This is a genomic window from Methylohalobius crimeensis 10Ki (assembly GCF_000421465.1).
Taxonomy (GTDB): domain Bacteria; phylum Pseudomonadota; class Gammaproteobacteria; order Methylococcales; family Methylothermaceae; genus Methylohalobius; species Methylohalobius crimeensis.
Genome location: NZ_ATXB01000001.1, coordinates 1,201,180 through 1,222,431, shown reverse-complemented (window position 1 = coordinate 1,222,431; position 21,252 = coordinate 1,201,180). Strand labels below are relative to the sequence as shown.

19 protein-coding genes and 1 pseudogene are annotated in these 21,252 nt (G+C 57.7%); 11 read left to right on the top strand and 9 right to left on the bottom strand.

The features are described from left to right. Positions 1-98 precede the first annotated feature (98 nt). Complete coding sequence (locus H035_RS22155; protein ID WP_022948139.1) at positions 99-266, top strand: hypothetical protein; 168 nt, start codon at positions 99-101, stop codon at positions 264-266. Positions 267-336: 70 nt separating this feature from the next. On the opposite strand, the gene H035_RS0106265 is transcribed toward H035_RS22155, so the two are convergent. Beyond that, complete coding sequence (locus H035_RS0106265; protein WP_022948138.1) at positions 337-1,158, bottom strand: quinoprotein dehydrogenase-associated putative ABC transporter substrate-binding protein; 822 nt, start codon at positions 1,156-1,158, stop codon at positions 337-339. 134 nt (positions 1,159-1,292) lie between these two features. Between H035_RS0106265 and H035_RS0106260 the strand changes: the two genes are divergently transcribed. Beyond that, positions 1,293-1,670: a CBS domain-containing protein gene (locus tag H035_RS0106260; RefSeq protein WP_022948137.1), complete on the top strand. Its 378-nt coding sequence runs from the start codon at positions 1,293-1,295 to the stop codon at positions 1,668-1,670. A gap of 82 nt (positions 1,671-1,752) precedes the next feature. Here the strand turns inward: H035_RS0106260 and metA are convergent, their stop codons facing one another. Continuing rightward, positions 1,753-2,823 carry a homoserine O-succinyltransferase MetA gene (metA, locus tag H035_RS0106255; RefSeq protein ID WP_022948136.1) on the bottom strand — a complete coding sequence of 357 codons (1,071 nt, stop codon included), beginning with the start codon at positions 2,821-2,823 and terminating at the stop codon, positions 1,753-1,755. Between the two features lie 14 nt (positions 2,824-2,837). Next, the gene (locus tag H035_RS0106250; RefSeq protein WP_022948135.1) at positions 2,838-3,698 is read right to left on the bottom strand and encodes a hypothetical protein; all 861 of its coding nucleotides are present in this window, start codon (positions 3,696-3,698) and stop codon (positions 2,838-2,840) included. A gap of 233 nt (positions 3,699-3,931) precedes the next feature. Here H035_RS0106250 and H035_RS0106245 point away from each other — a divergent pair, with 233 nt between their 5' ends. Further along, positions 3,932-4,840, top strand: a complete 909-nt coding sequence (locus H035_RS0106245) for a hypothetical protein (protein WP_152485975.1) — start codon at positions 3,932-3,934, stop codon at positions 4,838-4,840. Here the strand turns inward: H035_RS0106245 and H035_RS18470 are convergent. Next, a complete protein-coding gene (locus tag H035_RS18470; protein ID WP_022948133.1) occupies positions 4,821-6,533 on the bottom strand; it encodes a phosphohexomutase domain-containing protein in 1,713 nt (570 codons plus the stop codon). The genes H035_RS0106245 and H035_RS18470 overlap by 20 nt on opposite strands. A gap of 303 nt (positions 6,534-6,836) precedes the next feature. Further along, complete coding sequence (gene tyrS / locus H035_RS0106235; protein ID WP_022948132.1) at positions 6,837-8,057, bottom strand: tyrosine--tRNA ligase; 1,221 nt, start codon at positions 8,055-8,057, stop codon at positions 6,837-6,839. A 92-nt stretch (positions 8,058-8,149) separates the two neighbouring features. On the opposite strand from tyrS, the gene H035_RS0106230 reads away from it, so the two are divergent. Together H035_RS0106230 and H035_RS0106225 are read left to right on the top strand one after the other, a co-directional pair. Further along, a complete protein-coding gene (locus tag H035_RS0106230; protein WP_022948131.1) occupies positions 8,150-9,544 on the top strand; it encodes a peptidoglycan DD-metalloendopeptidase family protein in 1,395 nt (464 codons plus the stop codon). After that, positions 9,541-10,656 (top strand): anhydro-N-acetylmuramic acid kinase, encoded by a 1,116-nt coding sequence (locus tag H035_RS0106225; RefSeq protein WP_022948130.1) that lies wholly within the window; start codon positions 9,541-9,543, stop codon positions 10,654-10,656. Before H035_RS0106230 ends, H035_RS0106225 begins: the two co-directional genes overlap by 4 nt. Before the next feature lie 128 nt (positions 10,657-10,784). Here the strand turns inward: H035_RS0106225 and erpA are convergent, their stop codons facing one another. From erpA to H035_RS0106205, 3 genes are all read right to left on the bottom strand, one after another. Then, positions 10,785-11,126 (bottom strand): iron-sulfur cluster insertion protein ErpA, encoded by a 342-nt coding sequence (gene erpA, locus H035_RS0106220; RefSeq protein WP_022948129.1) that lies wholly within the window; start codon positions 11,124-11,126, stop codon positions 10,785-10,787. Positions 11,127-11,527: 401 nt separating this feature from the next. Then, positions 11,528-12,241: a uracil-DNA glycosylase family protein gene (locus tag H035_RS0106210; protein ID WP_022948127.1), complete on the bottom strand. Its 714-nt coding sequence runs from the start codon at positions 12,239-12,241 to the stop codon at positions 11,528-11,530. 43 nt (positions 12,242-12,284) lie between these two features. Continuing rightward, positions 12,285-13,217, bottom strand: coding sequence for an integron integrase (locus H035_RS0106205; RefSeq protein WP_040574354.1), 933 nt, complete (start codon positions 13,215-13,217; stop codon positions 12,285-12,287). Positions 13,218-13,481: 264 nt separating this feature from the next. Between H035_RS0106205 and H035_RS0106200 the strand changes: the two genes are divergently transcribed. The 4 genes from H035_RS0106200 (at position 13,482) to H035_RS0106180 (ending at position 18,553) form a co-directional block, all read left to right on the top strand. Beyond that, a complete protein-coding gene (locus tag H035_RS0106200; protein ID WP_022948125.1) occupies positions 13,482-15,134 on the top strand; it encodes an ATP-dependent nuclease in 1,653 nt (550 codons plus the stop codon). A 1,055-nt stretch (positions 15,135-16,189) separates the two neighbouring features. Continuing rightward, positions 16,190-16,636 carry a helix-turn-helix domain-containing protein gene (locus H035_RS0106190; RefSeq protein ID WP_040574353.1) on the top strand — a complete coding sequence of 149 codons (447 nt, stop codon included), beginning with the start codon at positions 16,190-16,192 and terminating at the stop codon, positions 16,634-16,636. A gap of 16 nt (positions 16,637-16,652) precedes the next feature. Next, positions 16,653-17,237, top strand: coding sequence for a transposase (locus H035_RS18465; protein WP_084684843.1), 585 nt, complete (start codon positions 16,653-16,655; stop codon positions 17,235-17,237). After that, complete coding sequence (locus tag H035_RS0106180) at positions 17,201-18,553, top strand: IS701 family transposase (RefSeq protein WP_026596123.1); 1,353 nt, start codon at positions 17,201-17,203, stop codon at positions 18,551-18,553. Before H035_RS18465 ends, H035_RS0106180 begins: the two co-directional genes overlap by 37 nt. A gap of 35 nt (positions 18,554-18,588) precedes the next feature. On the opposite strand, the gene H035_RS18460 is transcribed toward H035_RS0106180, so the two are convergent. Then, positions 18,589-19,641, bottom strand: a complete 1,053-nt coding sequence (locus tag H035_RS18460) for an IS4 family transposase (RefSeq protein WP_084684842.1) — start codon at positions 19,639-19,641, stop codon at positions 18,589-18,591. Between the two features lie 74 nt (positions 19,642-19,715). On the opposite strand from H035_RS18460, the pseudogene H035_RS22390 reads away from it, so the two are divergent. Both H035_RS22390 and H035_RS21230 read left to right on the top strand, forming a co-directional pair. Beyond that, positions 19,716-19,934, top strand: a pseudogene (locus H035_RS22390) (IS630 family transposase); the annotation flags it as partial. A gap of 91 nt (positions 19,935-20,025) precedes the next feature. Beyond that, positions 20,026-21,154 (top strand): IS630 family transposase gene (locus tag H035_RS21230; RefSeq protein WP_152485973.1). Its coding sequence is split into 2 segments (ribosomal slippage): positions 20,026-20,459 and positions 20,458-21,154, totalling 1,131 coding nucleotides; the frame shifts between segments, so codons are not numbered across the junction. Positions 21,155-21,252: the final 98 nt, after the last annotated feature.

Genomic DNA, 21,252 nt, shown 5'->3' with positions numbered 1-21,252 from the left:
TTGCTCTGGATCAAATTCTAAAAATTCCCTTCCATTAGTATGGTTTTAAGCCAGATTCCAGATCTGGCTTAATCATCCACTATCGGAGGAGAAAACTGATGCGCGAAAAACTCGAACAGGAAAAAGATTATTTCTGGTACATCATCGGCGCCGTGGTGGTCGCCGTGGGGATCGCCATGTGGGTCGTGAAAAGCAGCGAACACGGTAAATACGTGACTTCCGAACAAGCGATCCAGGAAGATTCTTCCTTTTCCGCCTATCGCTGATCGAGCGGCGCTCCCATTTCCTTCCATAAACAGGGGATGATGCTTGCGCAAGCATCATCCCCCGCCTTCATCATAACGCATTGCCTTCCTTATCCACCAAGGGTACCCGGTATTTTTTCAGCAAGGCGACGATTTCGTCGCGGTTGCGGTCGAGCAGGTTTTGCAGCATCTGTTGACGTTCCTTGTCGCCCCGACGAACCGCCATGGCGATGGCGAAATCGAAGCGGATTCCCTTCTCGGACTTGAGCGGCAAGAGGACGTAATCCTGCGGGTGCTTCCAGGCGAGATAGGCACCGACCGGTCCCCAAACGATCGCCATATTGATGTTATCCGCGGCGAACTCCTTTTCCAGCGTCATGGCGGTATTAACGTTGGGATCGCCGGTCATGGACTGGTAACTGCGACCCTGTTTGAGCAAGCCGTGACGAAGAAGCCAGGTCACCCCGGGAGTACGATCGAACATGGCGACCTTGAGCTCTTTCTTGCGATCGTCGGACAGGTCGAAAAGCTGCTCGGGAGATTGAATATCGTCGAAGCCCTTGCCCTTGGCCACCACCAGCGCGTAGGTGGAACGGTAGTAGGGCTTGGTGGTCGCCGCCAGCTCGTAGCCGGCCGGCACACCCATCACGATGTCGCACTTGTAGCGCCCGGTGTCCGGATCCTTGGACTTGAGGGTATTGCGCAGAAAACCGATACGCTGGGGAAACCAGGTGTATTCGATTTCCCTATCCAGTTCGTCGGCGAACAGCCGGGCGATCCGGTTTTCGAAACCGTCTTCCTGTCTATCGGACAAGGGAGGATTGACCGGATCGGCGCAGACTCTGAGGGGTTCCTGTTCGGCATGGGCGGCCGCTCCCGAAAATAGCGCCAACCATCCGACCATCAGGCTCATGTAAACTCGCATTAATTTCGCTCCATTGCATTGTGGACAACAAAAGAGTATACCGAAATCCTCCGGCCCGCTTGTTCCGAAGACGATTTTCCGGTAGCTTAAATCTTCAGACCATTCCTCGAGGTCACGCCATCATGACCCTCCAAGTCAAAGACATCATGGAACCGGAAGTGGTTTCCGTTGCTCCCGAAATGACCCTCGATCAATTCGAAGAGTTCCTGACCATCCAGAATATCGACGGCGCTCCGGTCCAAAACGGCGCCGGGGAAATCGTCGGTATCGCGTCCAAAACCGATGTCATCCGGGCGCTTCAATTCAGCGGGGTGAGAGGAGACGCGATCAACGTGAAGGACATCATGACCGACCGCGCCATTTTCATCCCCCCCGACCTCTCGCCCCGAGAAGCCGCCGAATTGATGATCGAGCACGGCATTCACCGGCTGCTGGTGGGGGATAAACAGCACATCCGCGGCATCATCACCGCTTTCGATTTGTTGCGTTTGGTCCGGTAGAATCATCAGAATGCGTTGATATTCCAGCGAGCGCCGGTGAGAGCGCTCATGTAGTGCTGAATCGGCTCAATGTCGACGCGCCCTAGAAAGTCAAACCGAGCGGGTTTTTCGGATCCACGCCGGGCATGAAGGGAATCCGCCGATCCTGGTCGGTGATCTGATACACCAACCCCAGCCAGTTGTTGAATACCCCCTTGGCGGTGTCCCGCCAGGTATTGTCCAGTAGGGGAATCAGGGCCGATTCCGGAAAATCCGGCGGCGGTGCGCCGCGCCGGCGGGCGCTTTGTACCGCGGCGCGATAATCCGCCAGGATCGCTTGCGCCTCGGCATTGAAATAATGTTCCGGCGACGGCGGATAATCCTCGCGATCCCGAAGGTGATAACGCAGCACTTCGCGCTTGTATTCCTTCAACAGGCTGATGGTGTCGTACTCGGGATGCCCCTGGAAGAAGACCACCCGAAACAAATCCGGGCTGACCGCCAAATGCACCCCGGCTTCCTCGCTCTCCACCAGAATTTTCAGGCCCACCCGTTCCAGATCCCGGCGGAACAGTTCATTGAAGCGCGAGTGGGGGACATCGAAACGGGTATTGATATCGGACACCAAGGGGTGGCGCGGTTCCACCACCCGATGGGAATACACCCCCCAGCGCTTGGCCGGCAGGCGGGTGCGATGAAGCCCGTAGCAATACTGCACCAGCGCATGGGTGGCCAGGCAGGAACAGAGAATCGAAGTCACATTGACCTTGGCCCAATCGAAGACTTCGGTCAAAGGCTCCCAGAAGGGTTCGTCGGAGATTTCGGGATGGGTCACGTTGGCGCCGCTGACGATCAGCGCGTCCAAGCCCGCTTCCTTGATTCGGTCGAAGGATTCGTAATAGCGCTTGAAATGGGCGCGGGCTTCCGGTCCCCGCTCCAAGCCTTCCACGGTGAAGAAATGCACGTAGAATTGGACGATTTGGTTGCACGCACCCAGGAGTCGGAGGAACTGCCGCTCGGTGGCTTCCAGCGCCTTGTCCGGCATCATGTTGAGGAAACCGATATGAAGCGCCCGGATATCCTGGTGGCGGGCGATTTCGGGCGGCAGCACCTTTTGCCCTTCGCTCCGAAGGCGCTCGAAAGCCGGCAATGGGTTATGCGCGACCAAAGGCATGATTTTCTCCCTCCCTACCGGTTCCGGTTGACCGCCTCGCGGGCGGCGATGGCGTCGGCCACCAATTGCAAGAAATCCTGTTCGTCGCGCACCGCGGCGGTTTCGCTCGCATCGACGACATAACCGTAGCGGTCGGCGATCGCCTGATAGCGCGGCAATCGCGACCGGAACAGGCGCGGAAACACCCAGCTCACGAACTCGTCGGGCGGGATCTCGCCCGGATGCCGGTAGCCCCGTTGGGTCATGAATTCGGCCAGTTGCCGATCCAGGAATGCCTCCGGATAGTAGAGCGGCTTGGGACTGCGTTTCGCCCGGGCGATCAAGGTCTCCTCCAGCTCCGGCGTGGTCTTGATATAAAGCACCAGGGTGTTTTCGGCGAGGGTTTCCAGCACGCTCTCATCCAGCTCGCACACGCTGCCGCCGGCATCGTTGATGAAATGCCGGTAACCGTAGATGTCGCGGGCCTTTTCGATGAACAGCGGCACGTCCAGCATGGCCCGGGTTTCCGCCTCCCGGTGCAGCGCCTGGCGGCGCTTGAATTCCTCCAAAGGCAACCCGCCCCGGTCGGGATCCCCCACTTTCCCCAAAAAGGAAGCGATGGGGGTCAGATTCTCCACGGTAATATTGTTGCAAATGTAGATGGAATCGGAGCGGAGCAAATCGCGCAGAAACGGCACCTGCATCGCCTGACGCTTGATATTGTCCAGAATCGGTTCCTCCAGATACTTGGTCCCGATCCGATAATCGCCGGAATAATGAAACCATTCCTTCTTGGGCAATTTATTGGCCAGGGTGGTTTTTCCGACCCCGGACATCCCCAAAAATGTGATGCGCTTGGCGTCCCAGTCCAAAAATTCCCGTGGTGTCATTCGCATAAGCTGCGGCACTCCGAATTCAATGAATAAACGGTTTTAATTATTAACTGCGGTTCCGAATGCTCGAACCCGCTTGAAATTCTCGTTTCGCCCGAAACCAATCGCCACCGCCGTCGTCTCAATGCAAACAAACCTTTTGGACGGGAGGCGATAACTTCGGTTCCTTGCCCTCCATCGCTGTGTCATAATCCAGCTACACAATTTTGCTTTTACGCGACAATCAGAGCCTATCCATGAAATCAATCCTGAGGAGATTCACCCTTCCCCTCCTTCTAGGAGTTCTGGCGGCCGCTTCGGGGCCGAGCCTTCGTGCAGAGCCCCGCCTGCCGCTCTCCGACTGGAAGGAATTGACCTTGGAGCTTTCCCCCGCCTTGATCGTCAAGGCCGATCTTACCGCGACGGTCGCCGAGCGGACTCACCCCAACCTGGTCGAGCGAAGCGGCACGATTCAGCCGCCGCCCGGCAGCTCAGTCTATCACTTGACGGTGGAAACCCGCCTGAAATGGTTTTTATCCGGCAAGACTTGGCTGGGCCAGTTATGGTTCCAGCCCGACTTGACCGCTCTCCAGCGAACCCGCCTCAAATCGGGACCGACGAGCAACTATAAGATTTATCGCTATGCCGAGCGCGGCGTTTACCGCGTGCGCCAGAAACCCGAGGAACCCGATCAGGCCCAGCAATCTCCTCAAACTTGGCCCATCACCAGCGAAAATTTCTACCCCTTCCCCGAAGCCACCGCCCGTCAATGCGACTTCGTCTCCGACCCATACGCTCTGCTGTTGTTGCTGACGCAGGACTGGCCCGAGGACGAAGCCCATGTTTGCCTGTTCAACAAGCAAAACGTCTATCGCGTCGCCCTGCGGCGCAACGGCCGCCAGACGATCGATGTGGATTACCGCCGCCAGGATTCCGGATCGCGTCGGATCAAAACCCAAATCGAGGCCGATCGCATCCTGATCCATCCGGTGCCGGTGGATCCCGACGCGCGCGACAAGGAGCCCTTCGAATTCTTGGGGATGGAGGGCGATATCGAATTTTTGCGCGATCCCCGGACCCATCTGCCGGTTCAAATCGAAGGCGAAGTCCCCGGCTTCGGCCAGGCCAAATTGAAACTCACCCGGGTCAAGCTTCGCTCTCCGTAACCTGCGCCGCCAATTGCTCCAGGAGACCGCCCGAAGCCACCGCCAGGGCGGCGATTTCCCGCGCCCGCTCGGGCGTGGCGGCGAAGGCGTAGATCCGAAGCTGCGGCGCATTGCCCGAAGGCCGCACATGCGCGATTTCCCCGTCGGAGAAATAACAGCGCAGCCCGTCCACCCCGTTGATGGCAACCAGCGGCGCGAACCCGTGGCGAGAAGAAAACACCTCTTCCAAACCTTGTCTTTTCTCTTCCCAAGCCGGTAATTCCGGATCGTCGGCGGACCGGCGGCCGATCTCCTGGCCGTCGCCGTTCAGAAGAACGATTTCCCCCTGCTGAAAACGCACCTCCTTTACCCGGTCGTCGTCGGGGGTGAAATAGGCGATCATACGATGGCTTTTCTCCCGGGGAAAGTCATCCAAAAGATCGGATTTTCCGTAGCGGGGAGGAAATGCCCGCAATAATTCGCCCAAGCTTTCTCCGCGCCGGCGGGCGGCGGCGAGAACCGCCAAAATGGGCAGAATCGCATCCCGGGTCGGCAATGGGTGAAGGGTCCCGGCTTCCAGGGGAATGGCCGACCCCACCAGAAATCCGCCGTTGGCTTCCCACGCCACCACTTTCCGTTTGCCTTCGGCCAGCCAGTGCTGAATCGCCTCGATCACATAGGGCGAGCCGATCCGGGTCCGATTCAACGGAATATCGCGATTTTCCAGAAAGTCTTCCAAGCCCGGATTGGCGCTGACGGGCACGGCGGCGGCATCGGCCTCGAGAAAGTCCGCCACCGCCGCCCCCAACAGGTCGCCGGGGAAGAATTGCAATTCACCTTCTTCCACCCCGATCACCAGCGGGCGATCGCTGTCCCCGTCGGTGGACACCACCGCATGGATGGGGACTTCTTGCCGATCGACCCAGTCCCGCAGCAGGTTGAGATGGTTTTCGGAGATGGCTTCGGTATCGAGGGGTATGAACTCGTCGCTCCGGCCCACTCGAATCACCTCGGCCCCGGCATCGGTCAGGATTTCCGGCAACAAATCCCTTCCCACCGCGCTGTACTCGAAAAACAGTACCCGCAATCCCCCCAAGGCATCCGCCGAAAATACCTGCCGGTAACGGTCGCGGTAGACTTTGACCGCGGCGGAATTGGCCGGCGGCAGATCCGGACGGTATTGGGACTTGAACATCCCGTCGGGACCGAACTTGGAGGCTTCGGCCGCGCGGCCGTATTCCTCGGCCCGGAATGCCGCCACCGCTTCAATGATGCCCGCCTCGTCGCTTTTCAGCACCTCCCCGTCGCAGCGGTTGGCCTTTTGGCCGTTGCGGTCGGCGGGAATGTGGCTGCCGGTCACCACGAAGCCGGCCACGCCTTGCGCCAGGGCGTAATAGGTCAAGGCGGGGGTGGGAATGGAGCCGCAATAGTCCACCTCATAGCCGGCAGCCCGGATCGCCGCCGCGGTGGCCTGAAGCAGGCGCTCGCTGGAGGGACGCAGATCCCCGGCCAAGGGGATGACAATGGGTTCGGAGGGCTTGCGATCCCGGGCCAGTTTGCCGATCCGCTCGAAATAGGCCAAGGTTCCCCGGGTCAGGCAATACACTTCCACGTCGGTCAACTCTTCCACCTTGGCCCGCACGCCGCTGGTGCCGAAACGCAGCGGCCGGGGCGGAGCGGTCAAAACCTGCTCGAGGGTCGGTTCAGTGCTCATGATGCCTCCCTTAGTCAGTCGACAATCCGAGATGCCGTCTTTCCGCGCTTCCTTAGAAGGTGATCGCAAATGCGCATATCTCCCCCTTCAATTATCGCAAAAACACCCTCTTCCGCTGGCGGGAGAGGGTTGGAGAGAGGAGGGTTTAATAAAATGACTTTCATGTCAATTAGATCCACCCTCTTCCTAACCTTCTCCCTCCAAGAGGGAGAAGGTACGTTGTTAAACGAAGAGAGCATTGAGGGCGTTGTTGTGCCCATAGGCTTGCACGGCATGTCCGATTTTAAATCAAACGATCGGAGATCACTCCGCCAGATTCATAAAGCCCACCTCGATTTTGGCGAAGCGGCGCTTGCCCACCTGAAAGACATGGGTTTCCCCTGCCGGAATCATGCGCCCCGGATCGGACACCCGTTCCCCGTCGATTCTCACCGCGCCCTGCTTGATCATGCGCAGCGCCTCGGAAGTGCTCTTCACCAAGCCGGCGTCCTTGAGCAGGCGGCCGATGGGATAGCCTTTCGGGTCGGGTGCCGGGAGCCGCTGCAGCTCCAAATCCTCCGGCAAAAGACCGCGCTTGAAGCGGCTTTCGAAATTTTCCAGGGCTTTTTGGGCGGCCGCCTGGTCGTGGAAGCGGGTGACGATCTCCAATGCCAATCGAACCTTGTAGTCGCGCGGGTTGGCCCCCGTCTCGCAGGCTTTTTGCCAAGCGCCGATTTCCTCCAGGGGGCGGAAGCTCAACAATTCGAAGTAGCGCCACATCAACTCGTCGGAGATCGACATCAACTTGCCGAACATCTCGTCCGGCGGCTCGTTGATGCCGATATAGTTGCCCAGGGACTTGGACATTTTCTGCACCCCGTCCAAGCCCTCCAGAATCGGCAGGGTGATCACCACCTGCGGCTTCTGGCCATAGATTTCCTGCAGATGCCGGCCCACCAGCAGGTTGAATTTCTGGTCGGTGCCGCCCAGCTCCACGTCCGCCTTCAGGGCGACCGAGTCGTAGCCTTGGATCAGGGGATAGAGGAACTCGTGGATGGCGATCGACTGGCCACTTCGATAGCGCTTGCTGAAATCGTCGCGCTCCAGCATCCGCGCCACGGTGTATTTACCCGCCAATTGGATCAGCTCGGCTGCGTCCATTCCGCTCATCCAGCTGGAATTGAACACCAGCAGGGTTTTTTCCGGATCGAGGATTTTGAAAATCTGCTCCTCGTAGGTGCGGGCGTTTTCGATGACCTCGTCCCGGGTCAAGGGCGGGCGGGTCTGGCTTTTGCCGCTGGGATCGCCGATCATGGCGGTAAAATCGCCGATCAAAAAGATCGCCTCGTGGCCCCGGTCCTGGAAGTGCTTGAGTTTGTTCAGCAATACCGTATGCCCCAAGTGCAGATCCGGGGCGGTGGGGTCGAAACCGGCTTTGACTTTCAGCGAGCCCCCCGAGTCGAGCCGTTCCCGCAATTCTTTTTCCAGCAGCACTTCCTCGGTGCCGCGCTTGAATTCGGCCAATGCCGCTTGCGGTTCGTTCATGGATCTTCCATCTCCCAAGCAAAAGTGACAAGATTACACAACATCCTTTAGACTTTACAGTCTTCCGGGGAGAAAGAAAGAGGAATTCGGGCATGCGCAAAAAGAGATCGCCCCTGTACCTGCAAGCCACCGCCGGCGGGGTGAATGCTCGCCGGGTCGGCTTTCGGCTGCCCAAAAGAGCATTGCTGCCGATTTGCGGGATCGCGTTTATCTCCGGCCTGGGCTTCAAATTCTGGCCGCAACCGTCTCCCGTTTCGACGATCGAGCCCGAACCACCAGTCGTCTCTCCGCCTCAACCGTTGGCCATCGCCACCGACCCCGCCGACAACGTCCCGGCGGCAGAGGAAACGTTCGACGAACCCGCCCCCGCGGAAGCGCCCTGGATCGAACACCGGGTCAATCCCGGCGAATCCCTGGCGGCGATTTTCAAGCAGTACGATCTCAGCGCCCGAACCCTGCACACGCTGATTCACAGCGACGACCACGTGGAAGAGGAATTGGCCCGCCTTCAACCGGGGGAGACGCTCAAAATTCTGCGGGACGAACAAGGCAAATTGGAAAAGCTGGTCTACCAGCCCAGCCTGACGGAGACCATCGCCCTCGCCCGCAAGGAAGACCGTTTCGACATCGAGCGGATCTTCACCGAACCGCAGCGGGAGCTGGAGGAAGCCGGCGGCTTCATCCGATCTTCCCTGTATCTGGACGGCAAACGCGCCGGATTGAACGACGGGCTGATCATGGAGCTGACCGAAATCTTCGGCTGGGACATCGATTTCGCCCGCAGCATCCGGCCCGGCGATCAATTCTCCATCCTGTACGAAAAACACTATGTGGACGGCAAGTTCATCGGCGAGGGACCGATCATGGCCGCCGAATTCGTCAACCAGGGCAAAACCTACCGCGCCTTGCGCTTCACCCTGCCCGACGGCGACAGCGACTACTACACCCCGGAAGGCAAATCTCTGCGCAAGAAGTTTCTTCGCACGCCGGTCAAATCGGCCCGGATCACCTCCCGCTTCACCCTCCGCCGGAATCACCCCATCCTGCACCGGATTCGCGCCCATAAAGGGGTCGATTACGCCGCCCCCACCGGCACTCCGGTGCGCGCCACCGGCGACGGCAAAATCGTCTTCCGCGGCCGCAAGGGGGGCTACGGGCGGGTGGTCATTCTCGATCACGGCCGGGGCTATACCACCCTGTATGCCCACCTCAGCCGCTTCAATTCCCGCTACAAGCGCGGCGCCCGGGTGAAGCAGGGGGACACCATCGCCTACGTGGGCCAATCCGGCCTGGCCACCGGCCCCCATCTCCACTATGAATTCCGGATCGCCGGCGTCCACCGCGATCCCTTGACCGTTCCCTTGCCGGGAAGCGAACCCATTCCCCCATCCCAGCTGGCCGCGTTCAAACAGCAAACCGCGCCCTTGCTGGCCTCTTTGGAGCAATACCACCAAACCCTGCTCGCCCAGGCCAAACCGGAGGAATGAGCGCCTATTTCATCGGGCTGATGGCCGGCACGAGCCTCGACGGCGTCGACGCCGTGCTGGCCGAAATCTCCGCCCCGCCCTGCTCCGTCGCGCTCCGCGCCAAGCACTATGCGCCGTTCGAGCCTTCCCTTCGCCGGCGGCTCGAGCGCCATTGCTTCAGCGACCGGATCGCATCGGCCGAACTGGGCCGACTGGATGCCGAGCTGGGCGAGCTGTTCGGCCGCTGCGCCCTGGATCTTCTAAAAAAAACCCGAGTGCCACCGGACCGGGTGCGCGCCATCGGCAGCCACGGGCAGACCTTCCATCACCATCCGTCGGTGCCCTATCCCTACACCCTGCAAATCGGCGACCCCAACCGCATCGCCGAAATCACCGGCATCACCACCGTGGCCGATTTCCGCCGCCGCGACATGGCCGCCGGCGGCCAAGGCGCGCCCCTGGTGCCCGCCTTTCACCGGGCGGTATTCCACTCCCCCCAAGAAGACCGGGCGGTGCTCAACCTGGGAGGCATCGCCAACCTCACCTTTTTGCCCGCGGACCCCGCCGTGCCCGTGACCGGCTTCGACACCGGACCGGGCAATACCCTCATGGATCACTGGATCGGCCGGCACCGGGGAGTGTCCTGGGACGAAGACGGGCGATGGGCGCGGCAGGGACGACCGATTCCCGAACTGCTCCGGGCGCTAGTCGACGATCCCTACTTCAGCCGGCCGCCGCCCAAAAGCACCGGACCGGAATATTTCTCCCCCGCCTGGCTGGAGAAAAGGCTGCAGGCTTTTCCGGACCATGCGCCCGAAGACGTGCAAGCCACCCTCGCCCACCTGACCGCGGCCGGGATCGACGAGGCGATTCGGCAGGCGGCGACCTGGCCCGCGCGGCTCTTGGTGTGCGGCGGCGGCGCGCACAATCGCTATCTGCTGGAAATACTGGAAAACCAAGCCGGCTGCCCGGTGGAAACCACCGCCGCTGACGGGATCGATCCCGATTGGGTGGAAGCGGCGGCGTTCGCCTGGCTGGCCTGGCGGACTTTGAAAGGGCTGACGGGCAACCTGCCCGCGGTCACGGGCGCCCGCCATGAGGTCGTGCTGGGGGGAATTTATCCCGGCACGTAAAGTCGATCTTGCCTAGAGCCGGGGAGAACGCTGCGGAACACGCTGTAAATACCTCCATGTACGCTCGAATCGCGGCATCCCGGCCGCGAACGGTCCCGAAGCGTTCGCCCCGGCTCCCACAACAAAACCTAGACCGAAAACGAGGAACCGCAGCCGCAGGTGGTTTGGGCGTTGGGATTGCGGATCACGAAGCGCGCGCCGGACACGTCGTCCTTGTAGTCGATCTCCGCCCCTCTCAGATACTGCACGCTCATGGCGTCCACCAATACCGTCACGCCCTGCTTTTCGATCACGGTATCGTCGCCGGCGGCCTGTTCGTCGAAGGTGAAGCCGTACTGGAAGCCGGAACAACCGCCGCCGGTGATATACACCCGCAACTTGAGCTCGGGGTTGTTTTCCTCGGCGATCAATTCCGACACCTTGGAAGCGGCGTTGTCACTGAAAATGATGGGGTTTTCGGTCGTTGACATCTCATCCCTCCTGATTCTATGGGGAAGCATTATCCCTTTACCCGACCATTACGGTCAAGAATAGCGCTTTCGCCGTCGTAATACTCATTACGACAGTCTGTTTCAAACTCGACAAACCGTGCAAGCCTACGAGGCACGATATCCCCTTAATCCCCTCTCCGTTCGGGAATGGCTCGAGCAAAGTCCCTTCTCCCTCTTGGAGGGAGAAGGTTAGGAAGAGGGTGGATTTAAACCATCCTCACCCCACCCTCTCCCGCCCGCGGGAGAGAGAGCTTTTGCCACACCTTCGCCAACCGGATAGGAAGATAATGGCAATTGCGACCACCCGGCCTCTCACACAAGTTTTGAATCAGACTCTGAGACTGTCGAGTTTTGCGGAAGTTGCGGCCTTGCCGTTTCCGCTAAGGCAATTGAATGCCCGCTGCCGCCAAGGCCCGGTTCATCGCCTCCCCCCAGCCCTGGTTGGCGGCGGGATTGGCCGGGCTGGGATGGGGCACCATGCCGGTAGTCAGATCCATGTCGGCCAAGGCGGCGTTCACGCGGCGCTCGGCGAATCGCCCCACGCCCAGGACATAGCGCGGCTCGAGGCGTTCCACCACCTTTTTGAGCGACGCATCGCACCGTTCGAGCAAGGGCTCCCGCATCTCCGCCGGCAGCCGGTCGGGAGTGAGATTGCGTCCGCTTTCCTCCATGAACGCCAAGGGGCAGTAGTTGAACACGAAAAAGCGGTCGAAGAACCGCTCCGGCGTGCCGTAAGTTGCCCTGGCCCAGCCCCACAGCCGCTTGCCGCTCACCTCCCGGCGGCGGCAGTCGAACCCTTGGATGGGCCGGGCGGGATGCTCCTTGGCGGGGCGTTTTATTTGCGCGTGGATACCCAGCCAATCGCGCACCATCACCACGTCCCCGAACGGCACGCCGGTCTGAACCATGCCCCACGGCCCCGGATTCATTCCCACCAAGACGATTTCCCGGCCGCCCCCGCCGTAGCGCTCCAGGTAAGTCCGGTGGGACTGCCAGGCGTAGTTCAGGGGGTTGTAGACGTGGAAGACGGGCGGGCCGAATTTCAGTTTTCCGACGGACGCGGAAAGGTCGCCGGCGATTGTGATCAGATCCATGAATCCATTCTATCGCATTGGGGTGCCGCCGGATGGATGGAGATTACATGTCCAGCGGGCTGACCACCCCTTTGCCGCCCCGGTTCAGCACGTGGGTATAGATCATCGTCGTGCTGACGTCCTTGTGTCCCAGCAGTTCCTGGACGGTGCGGATATCGTAGCCCGATTGCAGCAGATGGGTGGCGAAGGAATGGCGCAAGGTATGGGGCGTGGCCGGCTTGGTCAAGCCCAAATCCCGCACCGCCTGCTTGACGGCGCGCTGGACGGCCTTCTCGTCCAGGTGGTGGCGGCGGGTCTGGCCCGAGCGCGGATCCACCGAAAGGGAGCGCGCGGGAAACACATACTGCCAGCCCCATTCACGGCCCGCCGCGGGATATTTGCGCGACAGCGCATAGGGCAAATAGACCTCACCATAACCTGCGGCCAGGTCTTCTTCATGTTGCGCCTTCACACCCGCAAGATGGGCTTTAAGCGGCTCCACGAGCTTCCGCGGCAGCATCGTCACCCGGTCCTTGAAGCCCTTGCCGTCGCGCACGGTGATCTGATGCATCTCGAAATCCACATCCTTCACTCGGAGCCGCATACACTCCATGAGCCGCATCCCGGTGCCATAGAGCAGCCGCGCCGCCAATCCCGGCGTCCCGCGCAATCGTCCCAGCAGCGCCTGGACTTCGTTGACGCTAAGCACCACCGGCAACCGTTCGGGATTCTTCGCCCGGGTGATGTTATCCAACCAGGGCAAGGGCTTCTCCAGTACCTCGCGATACAGAAACAGGATCGCGGCCAAGGCTTGGTTCCGGGTCGAGGAAGCGACATGGCCCTCCACCGCCAAATGGGTCAGGAACGCTTCCACCTCGGAGGCTGAAAGCTCCGAGGGATGACGTGTGTCATGAAAGAGCATAAACCGCTTGACCCAGCCCACATAGGCTTCTTCCGTGCGCAGGCTGTAATGCTTCGCTCGAATTCGATCGCGCATTTGGTCCAGGAGCTTCGGCTTTTTGCCTGGAACGCTTGGCTTCGGATTTACGCGAGGTGAAGCGTGGGGTGGAAACTTATCTTGATTAGGTCGCATAAAAGCTGGTTTTCCCTGAACGGAAGCTGAGGAATGTTGACTTGGTTTGAATTATACACCAAACTGGTTCCAAAAAAGACGCCATTTTAGGGGGTCGAATTTTTGTTATAGGTTGGGACGGGTGGATAGTGAAGCACATCAATAGAATCAATAACCTGGGATGTCTAAGTGATACTTAATAAGATCAAAATCGAGAAGTTCAAAAAAATCGATGTTATTGATATTGGAACTGGATCACTAAATATTCTCGTCGGATCAAATGGGTCAGGGAAATCATCAATTCTTCAGGCAGCGCACCTAGCCGCTTGTCTATTGCGCCAGGCAGACCGCATTAGAACGGGAAGCACGTCCACTGTGGCCGTTATGGACCTGGATTACCTGCCAACCGACGACTATATGAGACTTGGTCATGGCGAGAATTGGGGAAATATGCGTAATACCCCAGGTTCAAAAGTTACTTTTACATTTCGTGATGAAAGCAACATAGAGCACGAAGCGATTTGTGAAGCAAGGGCCGCCCGAAATGCTGGAATTTCTGTCACTGGTCAACTTCCAGAGGAAGTTAGGGGGCTATTCAGAGGGCAAAACTCGTATTTCAGTGGCTTTATTCCCGGTATATCAGGAGTACCAAACAGCGAAACAAAGCAATCCAAAAGGGTAGTGTTAAAAGCATGCTCTTTCGGTGATTCTAATGTGTACTTGAGAAACGCTTTAAACTTATTAAGTGAAGATGATCTGAGACAGCTAGAAACATGGCTCGGTAGATTGATGGGAGAAGTCTCAATCAAACTAGATTTCCAAGAAGATAGAGACTTGGTTATAAAAGCAGAAGTTACCGTTGATGGTGTGTCTCACCCGATAGAGCTATTGGGAACTGGCTATATCCAACTAATACAGATTTTTTGCTATGTGCTTCTATTTAGACCAAAGATATTGCTGATTGATGAGCCGGATATTCATTTGCACCCGAATGTGCAAGAAATGCTTGCAGGAGAGCTCTCAAAAATCGCGACAGAAAGAGAGTTGTCAGTTGTGCTAACTACTCATTCGCCTTTTATTTTGAGAGGGGCTCCTTTGACCACTAATGTTTACTGGGTCGAAAATGGGGCGCTAGCAAATGAGAACCGGCAGGCTGCGGAAATTGCGTTGGGATGGGGTGCATTTGGAAAGAAAGTGATAATTGTCTCCGAAGACAAAAATATTGCCCTGTTGAAAAAGCTTATTTCTCAATGGCCTGAACTTGAAAAGTTTGTGACATACCACCCTGGTCAAGGGTACAAGAACCTTATGAAGAAAGAGCAAGCCATCGAGCTTTATGAGGCCCTTGGTAGGAAATACAAAATTCTTGTTCATCGTGATAGAGATTCATTAACTGATGAAGAAATAGAAAAACTACGTAATGACTATGAAATCGATGGAATTAAACTCTGGTTTCCAGAGCAGGCTGATATTGAAGCATATTTTTGTTGTGCTGAATTTATTCGAAATTTAACGAACAACGAGATTGCAGAGTGTCAAGGTTATATTGACCGTATATTAGCCAGAGATGTCGTTCCGGCAAGAGATCAATTTAACAGTCAGCGACAGGCTCATAATCAGGAACTATATGCACAAGGAGGTAGCCCCACCAATGATGAAGTATGGCAACAATTTCAAGCTAGACCGCTGAAAGGCTACAAAGGAAAGCATGTATTTAAACAGCTAAAAAACATTGTTCCAGGCAATGTCTTTTCAGAGGAAAACATTACTAGCTGCGAACTGCATATAGAGTTAGCCGCCGATTTGAGAGAACAAGTAACAATATTAGTTGATGAAAACTGAACGGTTTATCTATAACAAAGTGCTGCTAGCAGGATGGTGAGAAACTCTTGAATAATTGGGGTCAGAGAATAATTGGGGTCAGAATAATTGGGGTCAGAGTACCAATAATTTATGTAAGGGCATAAATATTACTCTGATCCCGAATATTCATGGCCTGCTGGATCACCCGGTCGGCAGCCGTGGGGATGCCCAACAACCGCTCGCCTCCACCCGGCTTCGGGATCACCCAACTTCGATACTTCCTCCTCCCCCATTTCTGATTTAAGCCAGTAATGACAGGCGTTCCCGATGTTTTGTGCGGCGATTCCTGTAGTGCCATCTTTTTGCATATATTTATTCCTCGATGCCAGGGCTAATATGGCCTCTGCTGACTTCTGTCCGATCACGCCGGAGATTCCTCCCCGCCGCGCTTTGCCCGCGTGTCGCTCGCTACCTCGTTCGCTCGCGCCGGCCGGCAGCGCGCCGACGCGCCCAGGCTTGGTCAATCAACCAGGCACCTGACTGGTTACCCTGCTGCACACGCAAGACACCGCCAAGTCGGACAGACCTCCCCGAATAAGGACATGAACTTTCAGTGCACAACTGACCGCTCAACCCTATCCCCATTACCTGACGGGCTTCGTCATCTTGTGCTGACTTGCCCGGGGACTGAGCCTTCTATGCGGTTTTATTCGCCCCATCCCTGGGACTCCCCCTTCGGGCCAGCCTGCGGCTGTTCAAAATCGCTCCCGGCGATTTTGTCTGTCCGTCGGCTCGTACCTTTACCTTTGCGCTCGGGCTTCCTCCAGACAACTCCTCGCGAAGTTGCCCTTGTCGTCGGCTAGTCGTTATATTCATCCGTATGGTGGACATCACAGGTACGCCTACAGGGGACTTGCACCCCATCCGTTCATGCCCATGTCGGGCGTACACACGGCGCTACAGCCGACGCACCAAAAGCGCGCGCGGCTGAGCTGGGGCGTTATGCGGCTGAAGAACTAGTAGACCTTCAATTTAATATTGCCTAATGTTAATGTGCTTTCTCAATGTTATCCAGCAACATGCTGAGAAGGCGTATGAAGAAGAAATACATTGTCCGCCTGACGGCGGAGGAGCGCCAGAGCTTGGAAGCTTTGGTGCACAAAGGCAAAACGGCAGCCTATCGACGCATCCACGCGCAAATACTGCTGTGGGCCGATGAGGGCGATCAAGGCCCGGGCCTGCTGGACAGCGAAGTGGCTGAGACTGTCGGGGTCAACGCACGCACGGTGTCGCGGTTGCGTCAACGCTGTGTAGAGGAAGGCCTCGATGCGGCCTTGGAGCGCAAGCGGCGTATGCGGGAAAAGCGGCGCGTCCTCGACGGTGATGGCGAGGCGCAGTTGGTGGCGCTGATGTGCAGTGAGCCGCCACCGGGGCAATCGCGCTGGACGTTGCATCTGTTGAGCGATCGACTGGTTGAGTTGGGTGTTGTGGAGTCGATTTCGCACGAATCGGTAAGACGCGTTTTAAAAAAACGCCTTTAAACCGTGGCGGAAAGCGATGTGGTGTATTCCGCCCAAACAGAATGCCGCGTTTGTGTGCGCGATGGAGCGCGTCCTGGAGGTTTACAAGCGCCCCTTCGATCCGGACTATCCGGTGGTGTGCATGGACGAAACCAGCGTGCAATGTGTGAGGGAAGGGCGACCTCGCGTGCCGGGCAAGCCCGGGCAAATCGAGCGCTACGATGTGGAGTACGAGCGCAACGGTGTCGCCCACCTGATTCAGTTTTATGCCCCGTTTAGGGGGTGGAGACGGATAGAGGTCGCAGACAATCATGCGGCGCCGCAATGGGCAGAGGGGGTTCGGGCGTTGGTGGAGAAAGACTTTCCGGATGCCCGGCGTATTACCCTGGTCATGGATAACTTAAGCACACATACGGGAGCTTCTTTGTATAAAGCATTTGAGCCACAGGTCGCACGCGCTCTGCTGGATAAACTGGAATTTGTGTATACACCCTCAGCTCGACTTTCCCCATTTGAGGGGTTGTATAAGGGCCGGGAGATAACCACCTATGAAGAATCATCTTCGACCAAAAAGAGGTTCTTCAGATGGGCGGATTACCTCCCGACGTCTTGTCGATTATAAAGGTGTTTGCACCGCTGTTCAGCAAAAGGGTATGGCAACGGGCGCAAGTGTTACTGATAGGTGCGATCCTCACGCCTGGTCGACGCACGGTGGCGGCAGTGCTTCGGGTGATGGGGCTCGGCGAGGAGCGACGGTTCAAGAACTACCATCGGGTGCTCAGCCGGGCGCGGTGGTCTGGGCTGGCCAGCAGTCGCCTGTTGTTGGGGCTGTTAATCCAGGCGTTTGCCTGGCAGGGACCCTTGGTGATGGGATTGGATGACACGATTGAGCGACGGTGGGGGCGCAAGATTGGTGCTCGGGGGATCTACCGGGACCCGGTCCGCTCCAGCCGGGGGCATTTTGTGAAAGCCAGCGGCCTGCGCTGGTTGAGCCTGATGCTGTTGGTGCCGATCCCTTGGGCCCATCGGGTTTGGGCGCTTCCTTTTCTGACCTCGCTATGCCCCTCGGAGCGCTACTATCGGCGCTATCGGCGTGCGCATCGATCCTTGACCGAGCGGGCCCGGCAGCTCTTGCGGATGGTCCGGCGCTGGTTGCCCACCCGCTCGATCGTGGTGGTCGCCGATCAGAGCTTTGCGGCCTTGGATCTTTTGGCGGCCGTCACTGGGGACCGGTTCAGTGTCGTGACCCGGCTGCGGTTGGATGCGGCGTTGTACGAACCGGCCCCGCCGCCGCGACCGGGCCGCTCTGGTCGACCGCGCAAAAAAGGGAAACGGCTCCCCACGCTGGCGCAAGTGGCCGCCGACCCGGCGACCCGTTGGCAACGCTTGACCGTTGCGCGGTGGTATGGCGAATCCGACCGCCCGGTGGAAATCGCCTCGGGCACGGCGGTGTGGTACCACGCGGGCAAACCGCCCGTACCGCTCCGTTGGGTGCTGATCCGCGATCCGCTCCAGCGCTTCCAGGCCCAAGCGCTGTTGTGCACGGATCCGAAGGCCGCGCCGACAGAGATCGTCCAGTGGTTTATCCGCCGTTGGCAGGTCGAGGTCACCTTCGAAGAAACCCGTGCCCACTTGGGACTGGAAACGCAGCGCCAATGGTCAAGGCGGGCGATCGCCCGGACCACGCCCATCCTGCTCGGCTTGTTCTCCCTGGTCACCCTCATGGCCGATCGGCTGGTCGCCAACCAGGCGATGCCGGTGCGTACCGCTGCCTGGTATCGCAAAACTCACCCGACCTTTATCGATGCGTTGGCCTTGGTACGCCGTCACCTGTGGAGTGCACACCTTTTTTCCAGGTCGCCGCCAGCCACCGACGTGGAAAAAAATCCCAACCCATTACTGACCCGCTGTATCGAGATAATGTGCTATGCCGCATAATGGGGAAAGTCGAGCTCAGTACGGGACAAAAAACTTCAATAGCCATAGAAAATCCGTCCATCGATCGAAGAGGTTGAAGAGGAGATTGCGGATGAAATCGAGGCCATGTCGGAAGACGGACTTGACCGGTCGCTGGAGCGTTTTTTTACCTCAATGGGCTTTTGTTCAGTCAGTACCTCACCGGTACGCCAACTCCAAGCAAAGGCGAGCGCCAAAAGCGCCAGCAGTTTGCTGAGGCGGTCGGGATGAGTCAGATGGGTGTCCTCCAAATTGAAGCCGCGGGACTTCAAGGCGCCGAACAGGGTTTCGATTTCCCAACGCTGCCCATAGGCGGTGAACGCCTCGCTCTGGGGCGCACCGTGAGTTGCCACGATCAAAAGTTCGTTATCGGCCAGCCGCAAAGCCGATATATGAATAAAGCAGTCCCAGACCGGTCGACGCCCTTCCAAGTGACGCATCTGTCCGGGCCTAAGCGATCTAAAGAACAGCCAGGCTGGGGTGGCGCGATTCCAGGTGTTGGGAATTCGGGTGTTTTCCTTGATCCGAATATGAAAGGGAATGCCCTGGGTCTGAAGCCAGGTAAACCATTTTTGACCGACAAACTCTCGATCGGCCAACAGCGCCCGGATGCGGGTTTTACCAAAGTTCGCCAGAAAGCGTTGCATCAATTCGATGCGCTGGTCGGTATGAGAATTGCCCGCTTTGCCCAACACCGTCCACAGCACCGGCAAGGCCATCCCCTTCTGGGCAATGCCCAACACCAGAAAATTGATTTCGATCTTACCCAATTTCCAATTGGTACGATCCAAGGTCAGATACCACGGCCCTTCACCCACCGCAAACAAATGCACCAGCAGCCGCGCCAGCACGTCATAGTTGATCGTAAAGCCCCGAAAGAACCGCTGCAAACGCTTATAGTGCGAAGCCACTTGCGCCTTGCCACGGAAAGCCGTGGCCAATTCGGCCAGATTGACGCTGCGTACCTGGAACAAGGCCAACAGAAACTGAGCCAGAAAGTTCAAGCGGGCACCATGCCAGGGGAGATGCTCAGCCAATACGGCCCGAAGCGCAGAAACGGAATCATTCATATCAAGGATAGGGTGAAAATCATCAAATGATCCCCATACTATCAGTAGGTTACAGATTTTGTCCTGTACTAAGGTATACACCAAAGCATGGCAGTTGGTTGAATATGGCGGAATGCGAATTCAGCGTGTTGTCGCGACAATGTCTTGATCGGCGGCTACCGGATAGGAAAACCGTGCGCAGAGAGGTCGAAGCCTGGGCGACGGTACGCAACCAAGCTGCGGTGACCGTCGATTGGCGGTTTACGACTGAGGATGCCCGGATAAAGCTGAAACAGCTCTACCCGACAATATAAAATTGAAAGAGCACTAGTAGACCTTCAATTTAATATTGCCTAATGTTAATGTGCTTTCTCAATGTTATCCAGCAACATGCTGAGAAGGCGTATGAAGAAGAAATACATTGTCCGCCTGACGGCGGAGGAGCGCCAGAGCTTGGAAGCTTTGGTGCGCAAAGGCAAAACGGCAGCCTATCGACGCACCCACGCGCAAATACTGCTGTGGGCCGATGAGGGCGATCAAGGCCCGGGCCTGCTGGACAGCGAAGTGGCTGAGACTGTCGGGGTCAACGCACGCACGGTGTCGCGGTTGCGTCAACGCTGTGTAGAGGAAGGCCTCGATGCGGCCTTGGAGCGCAAGCGGCGTATGCGGGAAAAGCGGCGCGTCCTCGACGGTGATGGCGAGGCGCAGTTGGTGGCGCTGATGTGCAGTGAGCCGCCACCGGGGCAATCGCGCTGGACGTTGCATCTGTTGAGCGATCGACTGGTTGAGTTGGGTGTTGTGGAGTCGATTTCGCACGAATCGGTAAGACGCGTTTTAAAAAAACGCCTTTAAACCGTGGCGGAAAGCGATGTGGTGTATTCCGCCCAAACAGAATGCCGCGTTTGTGTGCGCGATGGAGCGCGTCCTGGAGGTTTACAAGCGCCCCTTCGATCCGGACTATCCGGTGGTGTGCATGGACGAAACCAGCGTGCAATGTGTGAGGGAAGGGCGACCTCGCGTGCCGGGCAAGCCCGGGCAAATCGAGCGCTACGATGTGGAGTACGAGCGCAACGGTGTCGCCCACCTGATTCAGTTTTATGCCCCGTTTAGGGGGTGGAGACGGATAGAGGTCGCAGACAATCATGCGGCGCCGCAATGGGCAGAGGGGGTTCGGGCGTTGGTGGAGAAAGACTTTCCGGATGCCCGGCGTATTACCCTGGTCATGGATAACTTAAGCACACATACGGGAGCTTCTTTGTATAAAGCATTTGAGCCACAGGTCGCACGCGCTCTGCTGGATAAACTGGAATTTGTGTATACACCAAAGCATGGCAGTTGGTTGAATATGGCGGAATGCGAATTCAGCGTGTTGTCGCGACAATGTCTTGATCGGCGGCTACCGGATAGGGAAACCGTGCGCAGAGAGGTCGAAGCCTGGGCGGCGGCACGCAACCAAGCTGCGGTGACCGTCGATTGGCGGTTTACGACTGAGGATGCCCGGATAAAGCTGAAACAGCTCTACCCGACAATATAAAATTGAAAGAGCACTAGGGCAATGAAGACAACCAAGTATTTTAAAGTCACTCGCACTCGCCCGGACCGCGCGGAAATCCGGGACGAATGGATTCTCCG